The organism is Enterobacter sp. LU1, assembly GCF_008271405.2.
Lineage (GTDB): Bacteria > Pseudomonadota > Gammaproteobacteria > Enterobacterales > Enterobacteriaceae > Enterobacter > Enterobacter hormaechei_C.
Window position 1 is genome coordinate 1016240 of record NZ_CP043438.2, and the last position, 15974, is coordinate 1032213.

13 protein-coding genes are annotated in these 15974 nt (G+C 54.7%); 3 read left to right on the forward strand and 10 right to left on the reverse strand.

Annotated elements, in window-relative coordinates:
* Positions 1 to 28: 28 nt before the first annotated feature.
* Genes FZF21_RS04790 through FZF21_RS04805 form a run of 4 tightly spaced genes read right to left on the reverse strand, consistent with a single transcriptional unit; the run spans position 29 to position 5111 of the window.
* Entirely contained in the window at positions 29 to 1618 is a 1590-nt protein-coding gene (locus FZF21_RS04790) for an FGGY-family carbohydrate kinase (protein WP_039271571.1), read from the reverse strand.
* 11 nt (positions 1619 to 1629) lie between these two features.
* Positions 1630 to 2580, reverse strand: coding sequence for an ABC transporter substrate-binding protein (locus FZF21_RS04795; RefSeq protein WP_000858088.1), 951 nt, complete (start codon positions 2578 to 2580; stop codon positions 1630 to 1632).
* Between the two features lie 45 nt (positions 2581 to 2625).
* Positions 2626 to 3609 carry an ABC transporter permease gene (locus FZF21_RS04800; protein WP_017383183.1) on the reverse strand — a complete coding sequence of 328 codons (984 nt, stop codon included), beginning with the start codon at positions 3607 to 3609 and terminating at the stop codon, positions 2626 to 2628.
* Positions 3610 to 3611: 2 nt separating this feature from the next.
* The gene (locus FZF21_RS04805; RefSeq protein ID WP_017383184.1) at positions 3612 to 5111 is read right to left on the reverse strand and encodes a sugar ABC transporter ATP-binding protein; all 1500 of its coding nucleotides are present in this window, start codon (positions 5109 to 5111) and stop codon (positions 3612 to 3614) included.
* Positions 5112 to 5518: 407 nt separating this feature from the next.
* On the opposite strand from FZF21_RS04805, the gene fucI reads away from it, so the two are divergent.
* Genes fucI through fucU form a run of 3 tightly spaced genes read left to right on the forward strand, consistent with a single transcriptional unit; the run spans position 5519 to position 9171 of the window.
* A complete protein-coding gene (gene fucI, locus FZF21_RS04810) occupies positions 5519 to 7297 on the forward strand; it encodes an L-fucose isomerase (protein ID WP_017383185.1) in 1779 nt (592 codons plus the stop codon).
* A gap of 49 nt (positions 7298 to 7346) precedes the next feature.
* A complete protein-coding gene (fucK, locus tag FZF21_RS04815; protein ID WP_032620378.1) occupies positions 7347 to 8750 on the forward strand; it encodes an L-fuculokinase in 1404 nt (467 codons plus the stop codon).
* Complete coding sequence (fucU, locus tag FZF21_RS04820) at positions 8743 to 9171, forward strand: L-fucose mutarotase (protein ID WP_022647241.1); 429 nt, start codon at positions 8743 to 8745, stop codon at positions 9169 to 9171. Before fucK ends, fucU begins: the two co-directional genes overlap by 8 nt.
* 40 nt (positions 9172 to 9211) lie before the next feature.
* Here fucU and cyoE read toward each other — a convergent pair whose 3' ends face one another.
* The 6 genes from cyoE to ampG form a co-directional block, all read right to left on the reverse strand.
* Entirely contained in the window at positions 9212 to 10099 is an 888-nt protein-coding gene (gene cyoE / locus FZF21_RS04825; RefSeq protein WP_017383188.1) for a heme o synthase, read from the reverse strand.
* A gap of 11 nt (positions 10100 to 10110) precedes the next feature.
* Positions 10111 to 10437, reverse strand: a complete 327-nt coding sequence (locus FZF21_RS04830; protein WP_006809888.1) for a cytochrome o ubiquinol oxidase subunit IV — start codon at positions 10435 to 10437, stop codon at positions 10111 to 10113.
* A complete protein-coding gene (locus FZF21_RS04835) occupies positions 10437 to 11051 on the reverse strand; it encodes a cytochrome o ubiquinol oxidase subunit III (protein WP_003859057.1) in 615 nt (204 codons plus the stop codon). The genes FZF21_RS04830 and FZF21_RS04835 overlap by 1 nt, the downstream gene beginning before the upstream one ends.
* On the reverse strand, positions 11041 to 13032 hold the full coding sequence (gene cyoB, locus FZF21_RS04840) for a cytochrome o ubiquinol oxidase subunit I (RefSeq protein WP_149121060.1): 1992 nt from the start codon (positions 13030 to 13032) through the stop codon (positions 11041 to 11043). Before cyoB ends, FZF21_RS04835 begins: the two co-directional genes overlap by 11 nt.
* 16 nt (positions 13033 to 13048) lie before the next feature.
* Positions 13049 to 13996 carry a cytochrome o ubiquinol oxidase subunit II gene (gene cyoA, locus FZF21_RS04845; RefSeq protein ID WP_006809886.1) on the reverse strand — a complete coding sequence of 316 codons (948 nt, stop codon included), beginning with the start codon at positions 13994 to 13996 and terminating at the stop codon, positions 13049 to 13051.
* 478 nt (positions 13997 to 14474) lie between these two features.
* Positions 14475 to 15950: a muropeptide MFS transporter AmpG gene (ampG, locus tag FZF21_RS04850; RefSeq protein ID WP_017383190.1), complete on the reverse strand. Its 1476-nt coding sequence runs from the start codon at positions 15948 to 15950 to the stop codon at positions 14475 to 14477.
* Between the last annotated feature and the right edge of the window lie 24 nt (positions 15951 to 15974).

The following is a 15974-nucleotide window of genomic DNA, read 5'->3' on the forward strand; positions in this document are numbered from 1 at the left end:
CTGCTGATAAAGCATACGCATCCTGCCATTACATTTCCTGTTGCATCAGGAGATTAAGCGCCTGCTGCTGGGTCCACAGCATCAGGTACGCCTCATATTTTTGCCTGTGGAAAGCCGCGGTTTCCGGCCGACGGGTGATGATGTCGCCGGCTTTGACCATTTCCCGGGTGGCATCGGTGAGCGTTGCCCATGCACCGCTCGCCACAGCGCCGCAAATGGCCGCGCCGAGAGTGACGGCATCTTCTTCGGCTAAGAGATGAATATCGCAGCCCGTGGCATCGGCATACTCCCGCAGCCAGAGCCGGTTATGGGTGGCTCCTCCACAAATGACAATGCGCGACAAGGTGTGCCCGTGATGTTTCAGGGTATCCATAATATGTCGTGTGCCATAGGCTATGGCCTGTAGCGTGGCCAGATAGAGCCTCGCCAGCGCACGTTCACCGGTTTCTAATGTCAGACCGACCACGCTGCCCCGCGCATCCGGACGCGAACGCGGCGAGCGGTTGCCGTGGTGATCGGCCAGAATGTGCAGGTTGCGGGTGGGATATTTTTCTTCCTGTTCAAGCGCGGCTACCCAGTCGTTGAGCAGCGCCACCGGATGGCGTTGCGCCGCTTCTGCTTTTGCAAACAGGTCTGCGCTGGCTCCGTGCTCGCGCAACGTCCAGTCGACCAGCGCCCCGGCAGCACTTTGCCCGCCTTCCGTCAGCCAGTAGCCCGGCAGCATGGCGCTCCAGTAAGGCCCCCAGACGCCGGGCGTATGGATCTCCGTCTGACTGGCAAGCATATGGCAGTTCGAGGTTCCGCTGATGAGCGCCAGCGTGCCCTCCGGGTGTGAGCCCGTCAGCGCCACGCCACCCGCGTGGGCATCGATCATGCCGCTTGCCACAACCACCTCTTCGGGCAACCCCAGAGCTTGCGCTGCCTGTGGGCTGAGTTTCCCGACGCATTCAGCGACGTCCAGAATAGTATCGGGAATTTTTGTCAGTAAGGTCTCCAGCCCCACCTCCCTGAGCAGCGATTCGCTGAACTGCGCCTCATGCGCAAGGTAGTTCCATTTGCAGGTGAGGGTGCACAGGCTGGCGGCGTCCTGGCCCGTCGCTTTCCAGACCAGAAAATCGGCAAGGTCGAAAAAGCGCCAGGCCTGATTCCATGTTTCAGGATGATGTCGCTGCAACCACAGCAGTTTTGGCAGTTCCATTTCAATACTCACCTCGCCGCCCACGTAGCACAGGGCCGGATCGCGTGTGGCATTGATGCGAACAGTTTCTTCGTGAGCACGATGATCCATCCACATAATGATGTCCTGCGATGCCGGACTGTCGGGGGACACGCTCAGGCCGTTACCCTCAGCATCCAGCGCGACCAGCGAGCAGGTGGCGTCGAAGCCAATCGAACGAATGGCGTCGGGTGAGATCCCAGAGGAGTTGACGGCTTCCCGCACCACCGCGCAAACCTGCTGCCAGATCTCCGCGGAGGACTGTTCCACGCGCGCGTTGCTGGCGTGAAACTGCGAAATCGGACGGGTCGCGAAGCTCAAACGCTCGCCTTGCGCAGAGTAAAGCCCAGCACGAACGCTGGCTGAACCCACATCGACCCCGAGGAAATAGCCGTCACTCATCATGAACTTCCTTATTTTTTACCAAACGGATGTAACAGTTTATCAATTTCAGGGGTGTTGATATTCTGCGCATTGACATATTTCACTGGAATATCAATTTCTTTAGCCACCGTCTGTCCGGAAATCACCGCGTTCAGCGCCTTTATGCCCTGATAACCAATCTGGTACGCGTCCTGCACCACGAAGCCCTGAATCACGCCGTTTTTGAGGAAGTTAATGATGGCTTCGGTGCTGTCAAAACCGATGACTTTCACTTTGCCCTTCAGATTCTGGCTGTCGATCGCGTTCGCAACGCCCAGGGTTGAGCCTTCGTTGGTGGCATAAATACCGGCGATATCCGGGTTGGCCTGAACCATATCAATGGTTTTATCCATCGCCTTTTGCGGGTCGCCGTCGCTATATTGCACCGGCAGTACCTGAATATTCGGGTACTTCTCTTTCATTCGCTCGCTGAATCCTTCAGAGCGCTCAATGGCGGACGTCGTTCCGGCTACGTGGGCGATAATACCCACTTTCCCCTTCTGGCCTACCTGCTCCGCCAGCGCATCCGCAGCCTGTGCGCCCGCCTTACGGTTATTGGTGGCGACAAAGCTGGCCGGGATATCGGAGTTCACGCCCGAGTCGAAGGTCACCACTTTGATCCCCCGGCTGTTGGCGGTTTCGACCAGCGGGGCAAGGGCGTTTGCATCAAGCGCGGCCAGCAACAGGCCGTTTGGCTTTTGTGCCATGGTGTTTTCGACTAACTGGATCTGCTCGGCGATTTGCGTTTCATCGGCAGGGCCAACGTAGCTGGTTTTGTCACCCAACTCTTTTGCGGCAGCTTCCGTCCCCATTTTGACCGTCTGCCAGAATTCGTGCTGGTAACCTTTACTGACTACCGGCAGGTTTAAATCTTTTGCCAGCGCGCTGCTGGACAGGATGGCAACGAGCGACAGGGCGCTCAGGATATGGCTGGTTTTCATTATTTGCTCCGTTGTAGGGTTGGCAGGGCTTGTTGTATCGAGAACCTAACGCATTCTTTTACGTAACGTGTCCAGGTAGACGGCGGCAACGACGACCACGCCCATCGCCACCATCTGCCAGAACTGGGACACGCCCATGAGATTGAGGCCGTTTTTCAGCACGCTCATAATGAACGCGCCTATGATGGTGCCGCCAATCGTGCCCACGCCGCCCATCAGACTGGTACCGCCAATCACTACCGCCGCAATGGCTTCCAGCTCATAACCCACGCCTACGGTTGGCTGGCCTGAATTGAGACGAGAGGCGAGGATCACCCCGGCCACGCCGGTTAACAGGCCGCATAAGGCGTAAACGAAAATTTTCACTCGCTGGACTTTAATCCCGGAAAGATGTGCCGCCGTTTCATTGCTGCCGACAGCGTAGATATAGCGGCCCATCACCGTTTTCTTCAGGATCCACATGGCGATCAGTGCCACGATGACCAGGTAGAACACCGGGTAAGGCAGGACGTCGAACAGGCGACCCTGCGCTAGCAACTTGAACTGCGGGTAGTCAGAAAAATAAATCGCGCGGCCATCGGTCATCACCATATTGATGCCGCGTACCGACATCATTAAGCCGAGGGTGGCAATAAACGGTGGTATGGTCATTTTGGTGACCAGAAACGCGTTCACATAGCCGCAAAGCCCGCCGGCGAGCACGCCTGCCAGAATACAGACCGGCAGCGGCATACCAAACCCGGCGGCGATGCCCACCGCAACCCCTGAGAACGCCACCACCGATCCGAGCGACAGGTCGATCCCGGCGGTAATAATCACAAAGGTTACGCCAATGGCCATGATGCCAATCACCGCCGTTTGCAGGGCGATAGTCATGATATTTTCAGTATTAAAGAAGAACGGTGAGCTGAAGCTGAAAAACAGAACCAGCAATACCAGGCTAAAAAGAGGCGCCAGACGCATCAGGAGCGCTTTATTTATTTTCATCGTATGACTTCCGCTTTGCGGCGATGGAACGGTAACGGACATGATTAATCCTCCAGCGTGGCGTATTGCATGATTTTTTCCTGGGTGGCGTGCTCAGCCTCTATTTCGCCGGCAATGTGGCCGCTGCGCATCACAAGTATGCGGTCGCACATTCCTAATACTTCCGGCAGTTCGGATGAAATCATGATGATCGATTTACCTTTAGCGACAAGGCGGTTCATTAGTTCATAAATTTCCAGCTTGGCGCCAACATCAATTCCCCGGGTTGGCTCATCAAAAATTAAAATATCGGTATCTTTACAGACCCAGCGGGCAATAATGATCTTCTGTTGATTACCGCCGCTTAAATTCAGTGCCGCCTGTTCCAGATGCGGCGTTTTTATTCGCAGCGCATCCACCAGTTTCTGGCTGGACTCCCGGCAGCGTTTTTCATCGACATTACCCGCGGCGCCGGCGTAGTCCGGGTAATTGCCGAGCATAATGTTCATCTCAACGGAAAGGCCGAGGGCGAGTCCCTCTTTTTTGCGGTCTTCTGTTAAATAGCTGATGCCTTTCTCAATGGCGTCAGCCACGTCTTTAATCCGTGTGGGGGTGCCGTTCAGCGTCAGGGTACCGGCGTCGATCGCATCGGCGCCAAACAGGGCCCGGCCCAGTTCCGTTCGGCCTGCGCCCATTAAGCCAGCGAGGCCGAGGATCTCACCGCGCCAGAGGGTAAAGTTGATGTCGTGCAGTACACCATTTCGCGTCAGGCCATTCACCTCCAGCACTTTTTCTCTGCGCTGATGCGGCGGGCGTTTTGGGTAGATGTTATCGAGATTGCGGCCAACCATCATGGCGATAAGCTCGCCGATCTGAACCGTTTCATAATCTACGGTGGCGATGTATTGTCCGTCGCGCATGACGGTCGCGCGATCGGCGATCAGCGCCAATTCTTCCAGACGGTGCGAGATGTAGACTATCCCCGTGCCCTGAGCCTTGAGCATCCGCGTGACGTCAAATAAACTCTCGATTTCACTTTCGGTCAGCGCGGCGGTGGGTTCATCCATGATTAGCACTTTGGCATTGACCGAAATCGCTTTGGCAATTTCAACCATCTGCTGCTGGGCTACGGTTAATTCACTGACGCGGGCGTCCGGGGCGATTTTTAAATTCAGCGTGTGCAGTATTTTCTCAACCGCCTGTCGCTGGGCGCGTTTATCTAACTGCCAGCGACTATTTTTGCAGAATTCACGGCCAATAAAGATATTCTCTTCCACGGTTAAATCGGGAAAGAGATTAAATTCCTGATGGATAATCGTAATACCTGCGTGCTGAGCACTTAGCGGATCGCTGAATGATACGGATTGCCCTTCAAAGCGAATTTCACCGGAATCGGGTTGGTAAACACCGGATAATATTTTCATCAGCGTCGATTTGCCGGCACCGTTTTCACCTAACAGGGCATGAACTTCGCCGCGGCGTAAATCGAAATCAACCTGATTCAGCGCCAGCACGCCGGGAAAGCGTTTGGTGATGCGCGTCATCTGAATAAGAGTCTCTGACATTGCAAAATTCCTGTGTTGGAAAGGCAATGAATCACAAGCCACAGTGATTTAGTTATTAAGCTAACTCGACTTAGCTTTCGTCCTTAAAAGCTATTTTAGGGTCATAATTTAGCCAAATCATTTGTATTCAAATTGTGACGTCGTGCAAAGGTATTTTGTTATTTAATTGAATTCAAACGATATGTTTAGATTTTGCTGAATCGTAATACCTGACACTGATCGAATTTTGACCTCTCATCGTGAAACTGCTCACAGATCCTGCACATTTATCTTGTCTCATTTTTAGTGAGAACCCTAAGCTAATTCGAGTTAGCAAATTTCACCGCTTTCCGTTCACGGTGCTGCCCGGGTGCTTTTTCACGGCTATGCCCCTGAGACGGATAGGTTAACCAACGTGAGGAAGGGCTATGAAAACGATAAAAGCGTTACCCCGGATTGGCATTCGACCTGTTATTGACGGCCGCCGAATGGGCGTACGCGAGTCTCTGGAAGAGCAGACCATGAACATGGCGAAAGCCACGGCGGCGCTACTCAGTGAAAAATTACGCCACCCCTGCGGTACGCCCGTAGAGTGCGTAATTGCCGACAGCTGCATTGCCGGAATGGCGGAATCCGCCGCTTGCGAAGAGAAGTTCAGCACGTGCCACGTTGGTCTGACGATCACCATCACCCCCTGCTGGTGTTACGGGAGTGAAACCATTGATATGGATCCGCTGCGCCCGAAAGCGATCTGGGGCTTTAATGGCACCGAGCGTCCGGGGGCGGTATACCTCGCAGCGGCGCTGGCAGCGCATAACCAGAAAGGGATCCCGGCGTTTTCCATTTACGGCCACGATGTACAGGATGCGGGCGACGAGACCATCCCGGCAGACGTTGAGGAAAAATTGTTGCGCTTCGCCCGGGCGGGCCTGGCGGTCGCCAGCATGAAGGGGAAAAGTTATCTGTCGGTGGGCGGTGTCTCAATGGGGATCGCGGGCTCGATTGTCGATCACAACTTCTTTGAATCCTGGCTGGGGATGAAGGTGCAGGCGGTGGATATGACCGAACTGCGTCGCCGCATCGATCATAAGATTTACGACGAGCAAGAACTTGAGCTGGCCCTGAGCTGGGCGAAGGCACATTTCCGTTTCGGCGAGGATAAAAACGCAGAGCAGTATCGTCGCAATGAACAGGAAAATGCCGCGATCCTGCGGGAGAGCCTGCTAATGGCGATGTGCATCCGCGACATGATGCAGGGCAACCCTAAACTCGCTGCGATGGGCCGCGTGGAGGAATCGCTGGGCTATAACGCCATTGCGTCCGGTTTCCAGGGGCAGCGCCACTGGACGGATCAGTATCCAAATGGCGATACCGCAGAGGCGCTGCTGAACAGCTCTTTCGACTGGAACGGTATTCGCCAGCCGTTGGTAGTGGCGACGGAAAATGACAGCCTTAACGGGGTAGCGATGCTGTTTGGGCATCTGATGACCGGCACCGCGCAGATTTTTGCTGATGTACGCACCTACTGGTCGCCGGAGTCGGTTGAGCGTGTTACCGGCCAGAAGCTCACTGGACGGGCTGAGCACGGCATTATTCATCTGATCAACTCCGGCTCGGCGGCGCTGGACGGTACAGCGGAGCAGAAAGACGCCGAGGGGAAACCGACCCTGAAACCACACTGGGACATTACTGAGCAGGAAGCCAACGCGTGCCTGGCCGCAACCCACTGGTGTCCGGCGGTGCATGAATACTTCCGCGGGGGCGGTTTCTCATCAAACTTCCTCACCCGGGGTGGCGTGCCATTTACCATGACCCGCGTAAACCTCATCAAGGGTGTGGGTCCGGTATTACAGATAGCGGAAGGCTGGAGTGTTGAGCTGCCGGAACACGTACATGACATTCTGAATAAGCGCACCGATTCAACCTGGCCCACCACCTGGTTTGCCCCACGCCTGACCGGTAAAGGCCCGTTCAGCGACGTCTATTCAGTGATGGCGAACTGGGGCGCTAACCACGGGGTATTAACCGTCGGGCACGTCGGCGCTGATTTCATCACCCTAGCGTCCATGCTACGCATCCCTGTATGCATGCATAACGTACCGGAGGCGCTGATTTATCGGCCGACGGCCTGGGGCGCTCACGGTATGGATCCGGAAGGGCAGGATTACCGCGCCTGTGAAAATTACGGACCGTTATACAAACATTAATCCGGCCTGCCAGCCTGCTCCGGCGGGCTGGCAGCCTGTGGGGACCGCGATGAAAAAATGTTTTCTGGTTCTCGATTGTGGCGCGACGAACGTGCGCGCCATTGCGCTGGATCCCGAAGGGAATATTGTGGCGCGCGCCGCGGTGGCGAACGAAAGCGAAAGCGCCGCTGAAAATCCGGCCTGGCACCAGTGGTCGCTCGACGCCATCATGCAACGGTTTGCCGTCTGTTGTCAGAAAATCAGCGCAGCGCTGAGCGAGCATCACCTGTGCGGAATGAGTGTGACGACCTTTGGCGTGGATGGCGCACTGGTAGATGAGCGGGGAGAACTGCTTTACCCGATCATTAGCTGGAAGTGCCCGCGAACCGTGCCGGTGATGGAAGCGGTTGCCCGTTCATGCTCCCCGGCAGAACTACAGCAGATCACCGGCGTTGGGCAGTTTAGTTTTAACACGTTGTATAAGCTAGGCTGGCTTCAGGACAACCATCCCGATCTGTTACAGCGTGCTCACGCCTGGCTTTTTATCTCCTCGCTAATCAACCATCGCCTGACCGGAAAGATGACGACCGATCTCACGATGGCCGGTACCAGTCAGATGTTCGATCTGCATCAGCAGCGCTTCAGTGAAACGATCTTAAGCAAGATCGGCGTGCCTCATTCCCTTTTCCCGCCGCTGGTTTCCCCCGGAGAAAGGATTGGTGAATTGCGGCCCGACGCTGCATCCAGGCTCGGATTGCCTTGCGGAGTGCCGGTGATCTCCGCCGGGCACGACACGCAGTTTGCCCTTTTTGGCGCCGGGGCGGGAATTAATGAGCCAGTTCTCTCTTCGGGTACCTGGGAGATTTTAATGGCGCGCACCTCGCAGGTTGATACCGCTTTACTGGGGCAATACCCGGGTGCGACCTGCGAACTGGATAGCCGGACGGGGCTCTATAATCCGGGAATGCAATATCTGGCGTCTGGCGTACTGGAGTGGATCCGCGCGCTGTTCTGGTCGCCTGGTACCGACTGGGACACTATTCTGGCTCAGGCGGCGGCAATTCCGAACGGCGCGGATGGCGTCACGATGAATACCCAACTGCTCGATTCTCCACTCGCCGGCTGGCAGGGCGTTACGCTCACCACAACGCCAGCCCATTTTTACCGCGCAGCCCTGGAAGGACTCACGGTGCATCTGCAAGAAAAATGCCTGGCGCTGGAGGCGATCGCGCAATTTAAGGCGCGTGAACTCCTGCTGGTGGGGGGAGGTAGCCGCAATATGCTGTGGAATCAGCTCAAGTCCAATGCGCTTGGGATCCCGGTGAAGGTTCTTGAAGAGGCTGATACGACCGTGCTGGGGGCGTCTTTGTACGGATGGTGGGGCGTCGGAGAAACGGCCAGCGCTGAGGCTGCTCGCGATCGGGTCCACTATCGTTACCGTTATTTCTATCCTGAGGAGCAACCTTGTGCTTAAAACGATATCCCCTCTGATTTCACCCGAGCTGCTGAAAACGCTGGCAGAAATGGGTCATGGTGACGAGATTATTTTTGCAGATGCTCACTTTCCCGCGCATAGCCTGGGGCCAAAGACGATCCGCGCAGATGGCCTGCTCATCAGCGATTTGCTGGCCGCGGTGATACCGCTGTTTGAACTGGACAGCTATGCGCCACCGCTGGTGATGATGGCCCCTGTCGACGGGGATACACTCGATATACAGGTAGAAGCGCGCTATCGCAACGCACTCTTTGGTGAGGCGGAAGGGGAGGGGATTACGCGTATTGACCGTTATGCGTTTTATGCGCGGGCACAGAAAGCGTACGCCATCGTGGTGACGGGCGAGACCGCGAAATACGGCAATATACTGTTAAAGAAAGGGGTTACGCCGTACCAATAAAAAACGCCGGGCTAAACCCGGCGTTTTTACATCAGTCTTCTTACCAGACGTAAGTCAGCAGGTGTTGTGAATCTGGCACCATGAAGTCTACGGACATCATCACGGACAGGGAGGTGATGGCGACAATCGAGAACACAAACAGCTTGCGTGCCCAGACCTTGTCATCTTCCACTTTATAACCGCGCAGGGCCATGCCGAGCCACCATACGCTCACCGCAGCTGCTACCACCAGATATTTATATCCGGCGTAACCGCCCAGAGAGAGCATCAGCGTTGCCACGGCAAAAGCGATGATGTAGAGCGTGATGTGGTTCTTGGCAACCGAAATGCCTTTCACGACCGGCAGAACCGGAATGTTCGCCGCCTGATAATCCTTAAAGCGGAAAATCGCGATGGCGTAGGAGTGCGGCATCTGCCACAGGCTAAAGATAGCCAGCAGGATCAGCGCACCGCTGTCGAACTCGTTCGTGACGGCGCAGTAGCCAATCACCGGCGGCGCCGCGCCGGAGAGAGAACCAATCAGCGTGCCGTAGACGGAGTGACGTTTCATATACAGGCTGTAGACGCCCACATACACCACGAACCCCATCACCCCCAGCCAGCAGGCCAGCGGGTTAGCACCAAACCACAGCAGCATAAAGCCAGCAATACCCAGCAAGGTGGCGTACACCAGCGAGACGGAAGGAGCAATCAGGCCTTTAACCAGCACCCGATTTTTGGTCCTTTCCATCTTCTTGTCGATATCCATGTCGATGTAGTTGTTAAATACACAACCGGACGCAACCACCAGTGACACACCGACCAGCGTGTAAATAAAGAGGGTGTAATCAATGCTGCCTTTAGAGGCCAGCAGGAACCCTCCGATTACGGAGATCAGGTTGCCAAAGATGATGCCTGGTTTCGTGACTTGCAGGTATTGCTTAAACATACTCGCCGCTCTTAGTGAACCATCATGTTGTAGTTAAGGTTCCACATAATCCAGATGGAACCGACTACCAGGATAGCGATGATAATCACGGTAAAGATAAAGGCCGTCATGTTCCAGCCTTCATCGGACTTGGTGTTCATGTGCAGGAAGCAAACCAGATGCACCAGAATCTGAATCACCGCGGTCACCAGGATTGCGCCCAGGATAACCGGCTTAGATGCAGAACCGTTCATCACCATCCAGAACGGGATCACCGTCAGAATGATCGACAGGATGAAACCTGTCATGTAGGTTTTTACGCTGCCGTGGGAAGCGCCATGATCGTTAGAATGACTCATTACATCGCCCCCATCAGATAGACAACAGAGAACACACAGATCCATACCACGTCCAGGAAGTGCCAGAACAGGCTCAGGCACATAATACGGGTACGGTTAGTACTGGTCAGGCCGCGACGGGAGATCTGGAACATCAGCACCGCCATCCAGATCAGACCCGAGGTCACGTGCAGACCGTGGGTGCCTACCAGCGCGAAGAACGCTGACAGGAAGCCGCTACGATCCGGGCCGAAACCTTCCATGATCAGGTGATGGAATTCATAGATTTCCATCCCGATAAAGCCAGCACCAAACAGCCAGGTCAACGCCAGCCAGGAGACAACCTGGCTCTTGTTGTTTTTGTACATGGCGATAGCCGCCATGCCGTAGGTGATGGAGCTGAATAACAGCAGTGCGGTTTCAACCAGAACGAACGGCAGTTCAAAGATGTCCTTACCGGTCGGGCCGCCCGCTGTGCCGTTCACCAGAACGGCATAGGTTGCGAACAGACAGCAGAACAGGATGCAGTCGCTCATCAGGTAGATCCAGAAACCGAAGACTTTCGTCGGTCCTGTATCATGGTGCGCATGTTCATGCGCGTGGGCAGTTGAGTGCGCCAGAGTATCAGTTGCCATTTTTCAGCCCCGCTTTAGAAATCTCGTCAAAATGCTGGTTTTCCAGCTTTTCAACTTCACGGACTGGTACGTAGTAGTCCACGTCCTCGTCAAAGCTCTTCACAATCCAGCTGATTACGACGCCAGCGAAGCCAACAATCGCCATCCACCAGATGTGCCAGATCATTGCGAAACCAAATACCGTTGCGAAAGCGGCAATGACCATGCCCGCGGCGCTGTTTTTCGGCATATGGATCTCTTCGTAATGCTCAGGTTGCTTGTACGCTTCACCTTTTTCTTTCATTTCCCAGAATGCATCACGCTCGTGAATGTGCGGCACTACGGCAAAGTTATAGAACGGAGGCGGAGAAGAGGTCGCCCACTCCAGCGTACGGCCACCCCATGGGTCACCGGTCAGGTCGCGGTTCAGGTTACGGTCACGGATAGACACGTAGTACTGAATCAGCTGGCACAGAATACCGCAGGCAATCAGCGCTGCGCCGCCCGCTGCAACCATCAGCATTGGGTGGAACTGCGGATCGATCTGCTGGCTCAGACGACGGGTCATCCCCATGAAGCCCAGCACGTACAGCGGCATAAACGCCACGAAGAAGCCGATGATCCAGAACCAGAACGCGCGTTTACCCCATTTTTCGTTCAGGGTGAAACCGAACGCTTTTGGCCACCAGTAGGTCACACCAGCGAAGCAGCCGAAGACCACGCCACCGATGATAACGTTATGGAAGTGCGCAATCAGGAACAGACTGTTGTGCAGAACGAAGTCAGCACCTGGTACCGCCAGCAGTACGCCGGTCATCCCACCTACGGAGAAGGTCACGATGAAGCCGATGGTCCACAGCATAGCTGAGTGGAACACGATACGACCCTGGTACATGGTGAACAGCCAGTTGAAGATCTTAACCCCGGTCGGGATCGCGATAATCATGGTGGTAATACCGAAGAAGGCGTTTACGTTGGCACCCGCACCCATGGTGAAGAAGTGGTGCAGCCAGACGATGAACGACAGGACGGTAATACATACGGTTGCCCACACCAGAGAGGTGTAACCAAACAGGCGTTTGCGCGAGAAGGTTGCCGCGATTTCGGAGAACACACCGAACACCGGCAGAACCAGGATGTACACTTCTGGGTGACCCCAGGCCCAAATCAGGTTGATGTACATCATCATGTTGCCACCCATATCATTCGTGAAGAAATGGGTACCCAGATAGCGATCCAGGGTCAGCAGCGCGATGGTGACGGTCAGAATTGGGAACGACGCGATAATCAGGACGTTGGCGCACAGAGATGCCCAGGTAAATACTGGCATCTTGAACATCGTCATACCTGGTGCACGCATCTTCAGGATGGTCACGAAGAAGTTAATACCGGTCAGGGTGGTACCGACACCGGAGAGCTGAAGCGCCCAAATCCAGTAGTCAACGCCCACGCCCGGACTGTACTCAATTCCCGACAGCGGCGGGTAGGCCAGCCAGCCAGTCTGAGCAAATTCGCCCACACCCAGTGACAGGTTAACCAGGATAACGCCGACAACCGTGAACCAGAAGCTCAGGTTGTTCAGGAACGGGAACGCAACGTCGCGCGCGCCGATTTGCAGCGGAACGACCACGTTCATCAGACCGATTACCAGCGGCATCGCCACGAAGAAGATCATGATAACGCCGTGGGCGGTAAAGATCTGATCGTAATGGTGCGGTGGCAGGAAGCCGGCTTCGCCCGCAGACGCAAGCGCCTGCTGGCTACGCATCATGATTGCATCCGCAAAGCCACGAATTAACATGACGATACCGACGATGCAGTACATGATACCGAGTTTTTTGTGGTCAACCGAAGTCAGCCACCCATTCCACAGGTAGCTCCACTTACCGAAGTAAGTGATCAGGCCAACTAAGGCCGCGCCACCAATGATAATTGCAGCCACCGTAACCATAATAATCGGTTCATGGTAGGGCACTGCATCCAGTGTCAATTTTCCGAACATTTTCTTCCTCGGCCCCTTAGTGAGCGGTTTCCGCGTGGCTCATGTCCATGCCTTCCATACCCTGGTGCGTGTTGTGCTCGCCTTCAGGCTGGGTCATGTCCATGCTCATGCCGTGATCCATAAATTTGCCAATAACGTCTTTGAACAGATTCGGTTTCACGTTAGAGAAGTACTCCACCTTGTTGTATTCGCTAGGTGCAGCCACTTTTTCGAACGCCGCCATGTCAGACATGGTGTTTGGAGACTGCTTCGCTTTTGCAACCCACTGGTCGAAAGTCGCGCGGTCTGGCGTAGCGATAGCTTTGAACTTCATACCCGAGAAGCCCGGGCCACTATAGCTGGCGGAGATACCGTCGTAGGTGCCTGCTTCATTCGCGATCAGGTGCAGGTTAGTCTGCATACCGGCCATCGCGTAAATCTGGCTGCCCAGACGTGGGATGAAGAAGGAGTTCATTACGGAGTTGGAGGTCACTTTGAACTGAACCGGAGTGTTCGCCGGGAAGGCGATTTCATTCACGGTAGCAATGCCCTGTTCTGGATAGATGAAGAACCATTTCCAGTCCATGGAGACCACTTCAATGGTAATAGGTTTTTCATCGTGAACCAGCGGTTTGCTCGGCTCAAGTGCGTGAGTGGTTTTCCAGGTCAGTACAGCAAGGAACAGGATGATCAGAATAGGTACCGTCCAGACCACAGCTTCCACTTTATTGGAGTGTGACCAGTTAGGGCTATACTTCGCATCTTTATTGCTCGCACGATACTTCCAGGCGAAACCAACAGCCATCAAGATGGCAGGAATAACCACAATCAACATCAGGCCAAAAGCCGTCAGTATCAATGAACGTTGTTCCAGTCCAATCTGTCCTTTGGGGTCTAGTAGTGCAGAATCGCAGCCACTGAGTAATACAGTGCCTGCGAATAATGACAACCATCCCAAACTTTTATTGTATTTCCTGAGTCTCATTTAACGACCTCAATTCCACGGGAGTCTGGTGGCGTTTAAAGTGTGGGGGCATTTTACGGGAAGGTTACATTACTGTAAACATCATTAGCCCTGTGTCAGGAAGGTGTTACCGGGTTCTGCCGCACATGTCACAAGTGTTGCAAATTATGTCGCGTTTTCCGGGGGAAGCCGCACGGAGCGGGCGTTATAACGAAAGGGTGCCCCAGCATACCGCAAAAGGGACAATTGGTATAACCATTGTGAAAAATACACAAATAATTAACAATTAATTATCAATAAAAAGACAACTAAAAAACGAAAATTCAATCTTTCGAATGCTGAATCGTTTAACGGAAAATAGCGTAGCGAAATAAGCTCCAATAATTTCCGAATGCTATCCCGCACAAAACAACAAATATTTTTTTTGCCGATGGCGGTTATTTCGCCGTTATAATTTCGTGTCGTTATTACAACGGGAAATAACCTTTCGCTTTTTACTTCATGTCATCTGCGTTTTCCGCAATGACATGAAATCCAGCATCCCACCGGTCAGGATACCCACGATGGCGAGTAACACCCCTGCATCAAGCAGCTGGGTTTCAAACGGAAGCGACAAGGTGGTCGTCGCATTCAAGATGAGTACCGCGAGCCACACTACCAGCGCAAGACAACCAGCCATCAGCAGACGCAGGGCAAACCGATAGGCAGCCTGATATTCCGTGCGCGGCATGAAGTGTTCCGTCCGCTGGGTATATTCCAGCGTCTGGCGACAGACCAGCAGCAATAAAATCCCCGGCACCGCCGCCACCACCGAGAAGAGATAAAACGTCGGCCAGCCGTGAGCTTCAACAAACCAGCCCGCGACGGGGCCAACGTATACGCGCCCGACGGCAGAAAGGGCAGACAGTAGCGCAAATTGGGTGGCGGAAAATGACTTATTGCACAGCGTCATCAGCAGGGCGACAAATGCCGCAGTACCCATACCGCCACACAGGTTTTCAAAGAATACCGCCGTCGCCATGCTGATCATATGCTTGTCGGTGATCGACAGCAGCCAGTAACCGGCATTCGATGCGCCCTGAAGGATGCCGAAGATCAGCAGAGCGCGGAACAGCGTCAGGCGCTGCATCAATACACCGCCGTACAGCGCGCCGACGATCGTGGCAAACAGTCCCAAGGTTTTGTTTACCACGCCGACTTCGCCCGCATCAAACCCGACGCCGCGGATCAGGAAGGTGGTGGTCAGACTCATGGCGAAAGCGTCGCCAAGCTTATAAAGGACAATCAGCAGCAGGATCAGCCAGGCATTATTGCGACCAAAGAAATCTCGGAGCGGTGCGGCGACGGCCTGCTCCAGCGAGCGGGGGACCGGAATCACATCGCTCGGTTCAGGCGCGAATAGCGTGGCAATAATGCAGGGGATCAGCAGAGCGGCCATCAGCCAGTACATTCCCTGCCAGCCGAGATAGCGGTCGGCAAGCCAGAGGGCCAGCCCGCCGGAAACCAGCATACCCAGGCGGTAGCCAAGCACGCTGATTGCCGCACCGGCGCCACGCTCTTCCGCTGGCAGGACGTCCGTCTTCCAGGCGTCAAAAACAATGTCCTGCGAAGCGGAGCAGAAGGCGATCACCACCGCAAGCGCGGCCATCCAGCGCAGCTGTGTTGACGGCTCAAGGAAACCCATTGCGGCAATGGCCAGCAACAGCAGCACCTGCGTCATCACTAACCAGCCGCGACGGCGCCCGAGGAACGGTGGGGTATAGCGATCCATCACCGGCGACCACAGGAACTTAAAGACGTAAGCCTGGCCGACGAGCGAGAAGAAACCAATGGTTTTAAGATCGATGTTCTCAACCGTCATCCACGCCTGTAACGTGCCGGAGGTGAGCGCAAGGGGTAAACCGGAGGCGAAACCAAGGATCAGCAGAATAGCTGATTTCGGTTGCTGGAAAATACGTAAGTAGTGACTGGACATGTTCTTATGAACTGACCCGGTGAA

Coding starts and splice junctions, on each gene's coding strand:
- fucK (WP_032620378.1), top strand. CDS start 7,347: ATGAAAAAATGTTTTCTGGTTCTCGATTGTGGCGCGACGAACGTGCGC.
- cyoA (WP_006809886.1), bottom strand. CDS start 13,996: ATGAGACTCAGGAAATACAATAAAAGTTTGGGATGGTTGTCATTATTC.
- fucI (WP_017383185.1), top strand. CDS start 5,519: ATGAAAACGATAAAAGCGTTACCCCGGATTGGCATTCGACCTGTTATT.
- cyoB (WP_149121060.1), bottom strand. CDS start 13,032: ATGTTCGGAAAATTGACACTGGATGCAGTGCCCTACCATGAACCGATT.
- FZF21_RS04835 (WP_003859057.1), bottom strand. CDS start 11,051: ATGGCAACTGATACTCTGGCGCACTCAACTGCCCACGCGCATGAACAT.
- FZF21_RS04795 (WP_000858088.1), bottom strand. CDS start 2,580: ATGAAAACCAGCCATATCCTGAGCGCCCTGTCGCTCGTTGCCATCCTG.
- FZF21_RS04790 (WP_039271571.1), bottom strand. CDS start 1,618: ATGAGTGACGGCTATTTCCTCGGGGTCGATGTGGGTTCAGCCAGCGTT.
- FZF21_RS04830 (WP_006809888.1), bottom strand. CDS start 10,437: ATGAGTCATTCTAACGATCATGGCGCTTCCCACGGCAGCGTAAAAACC.
- ampG (WP_017383190.1), bottom strand. CDS start 15,950: ATGTCCAGTCACTACTTACGTATTTTCCAGCAACCGAAATCAGCTATT.
- FZF21_RS04805 (WP_017383184.1), bottom strand. CDS start 5,111: ATGTCAGAGACTCTTATTCAGATGACGCGCATCACCAAACGCTTTCCC.
- FZF21_RS04800 (WP_017383183.1), bottom strand. CDS start 3,609: ATGTCCGTTACCGTTCCATCGCCGCAAAGCGGAAGTCATACGATGAAA.
- cyoE (WP_017383188.1), bottom strand. CDS start 10,099: ATGTTTAAGCAATACCTGCAAGTCACGAAACCAGGCATCATCTTTGGC.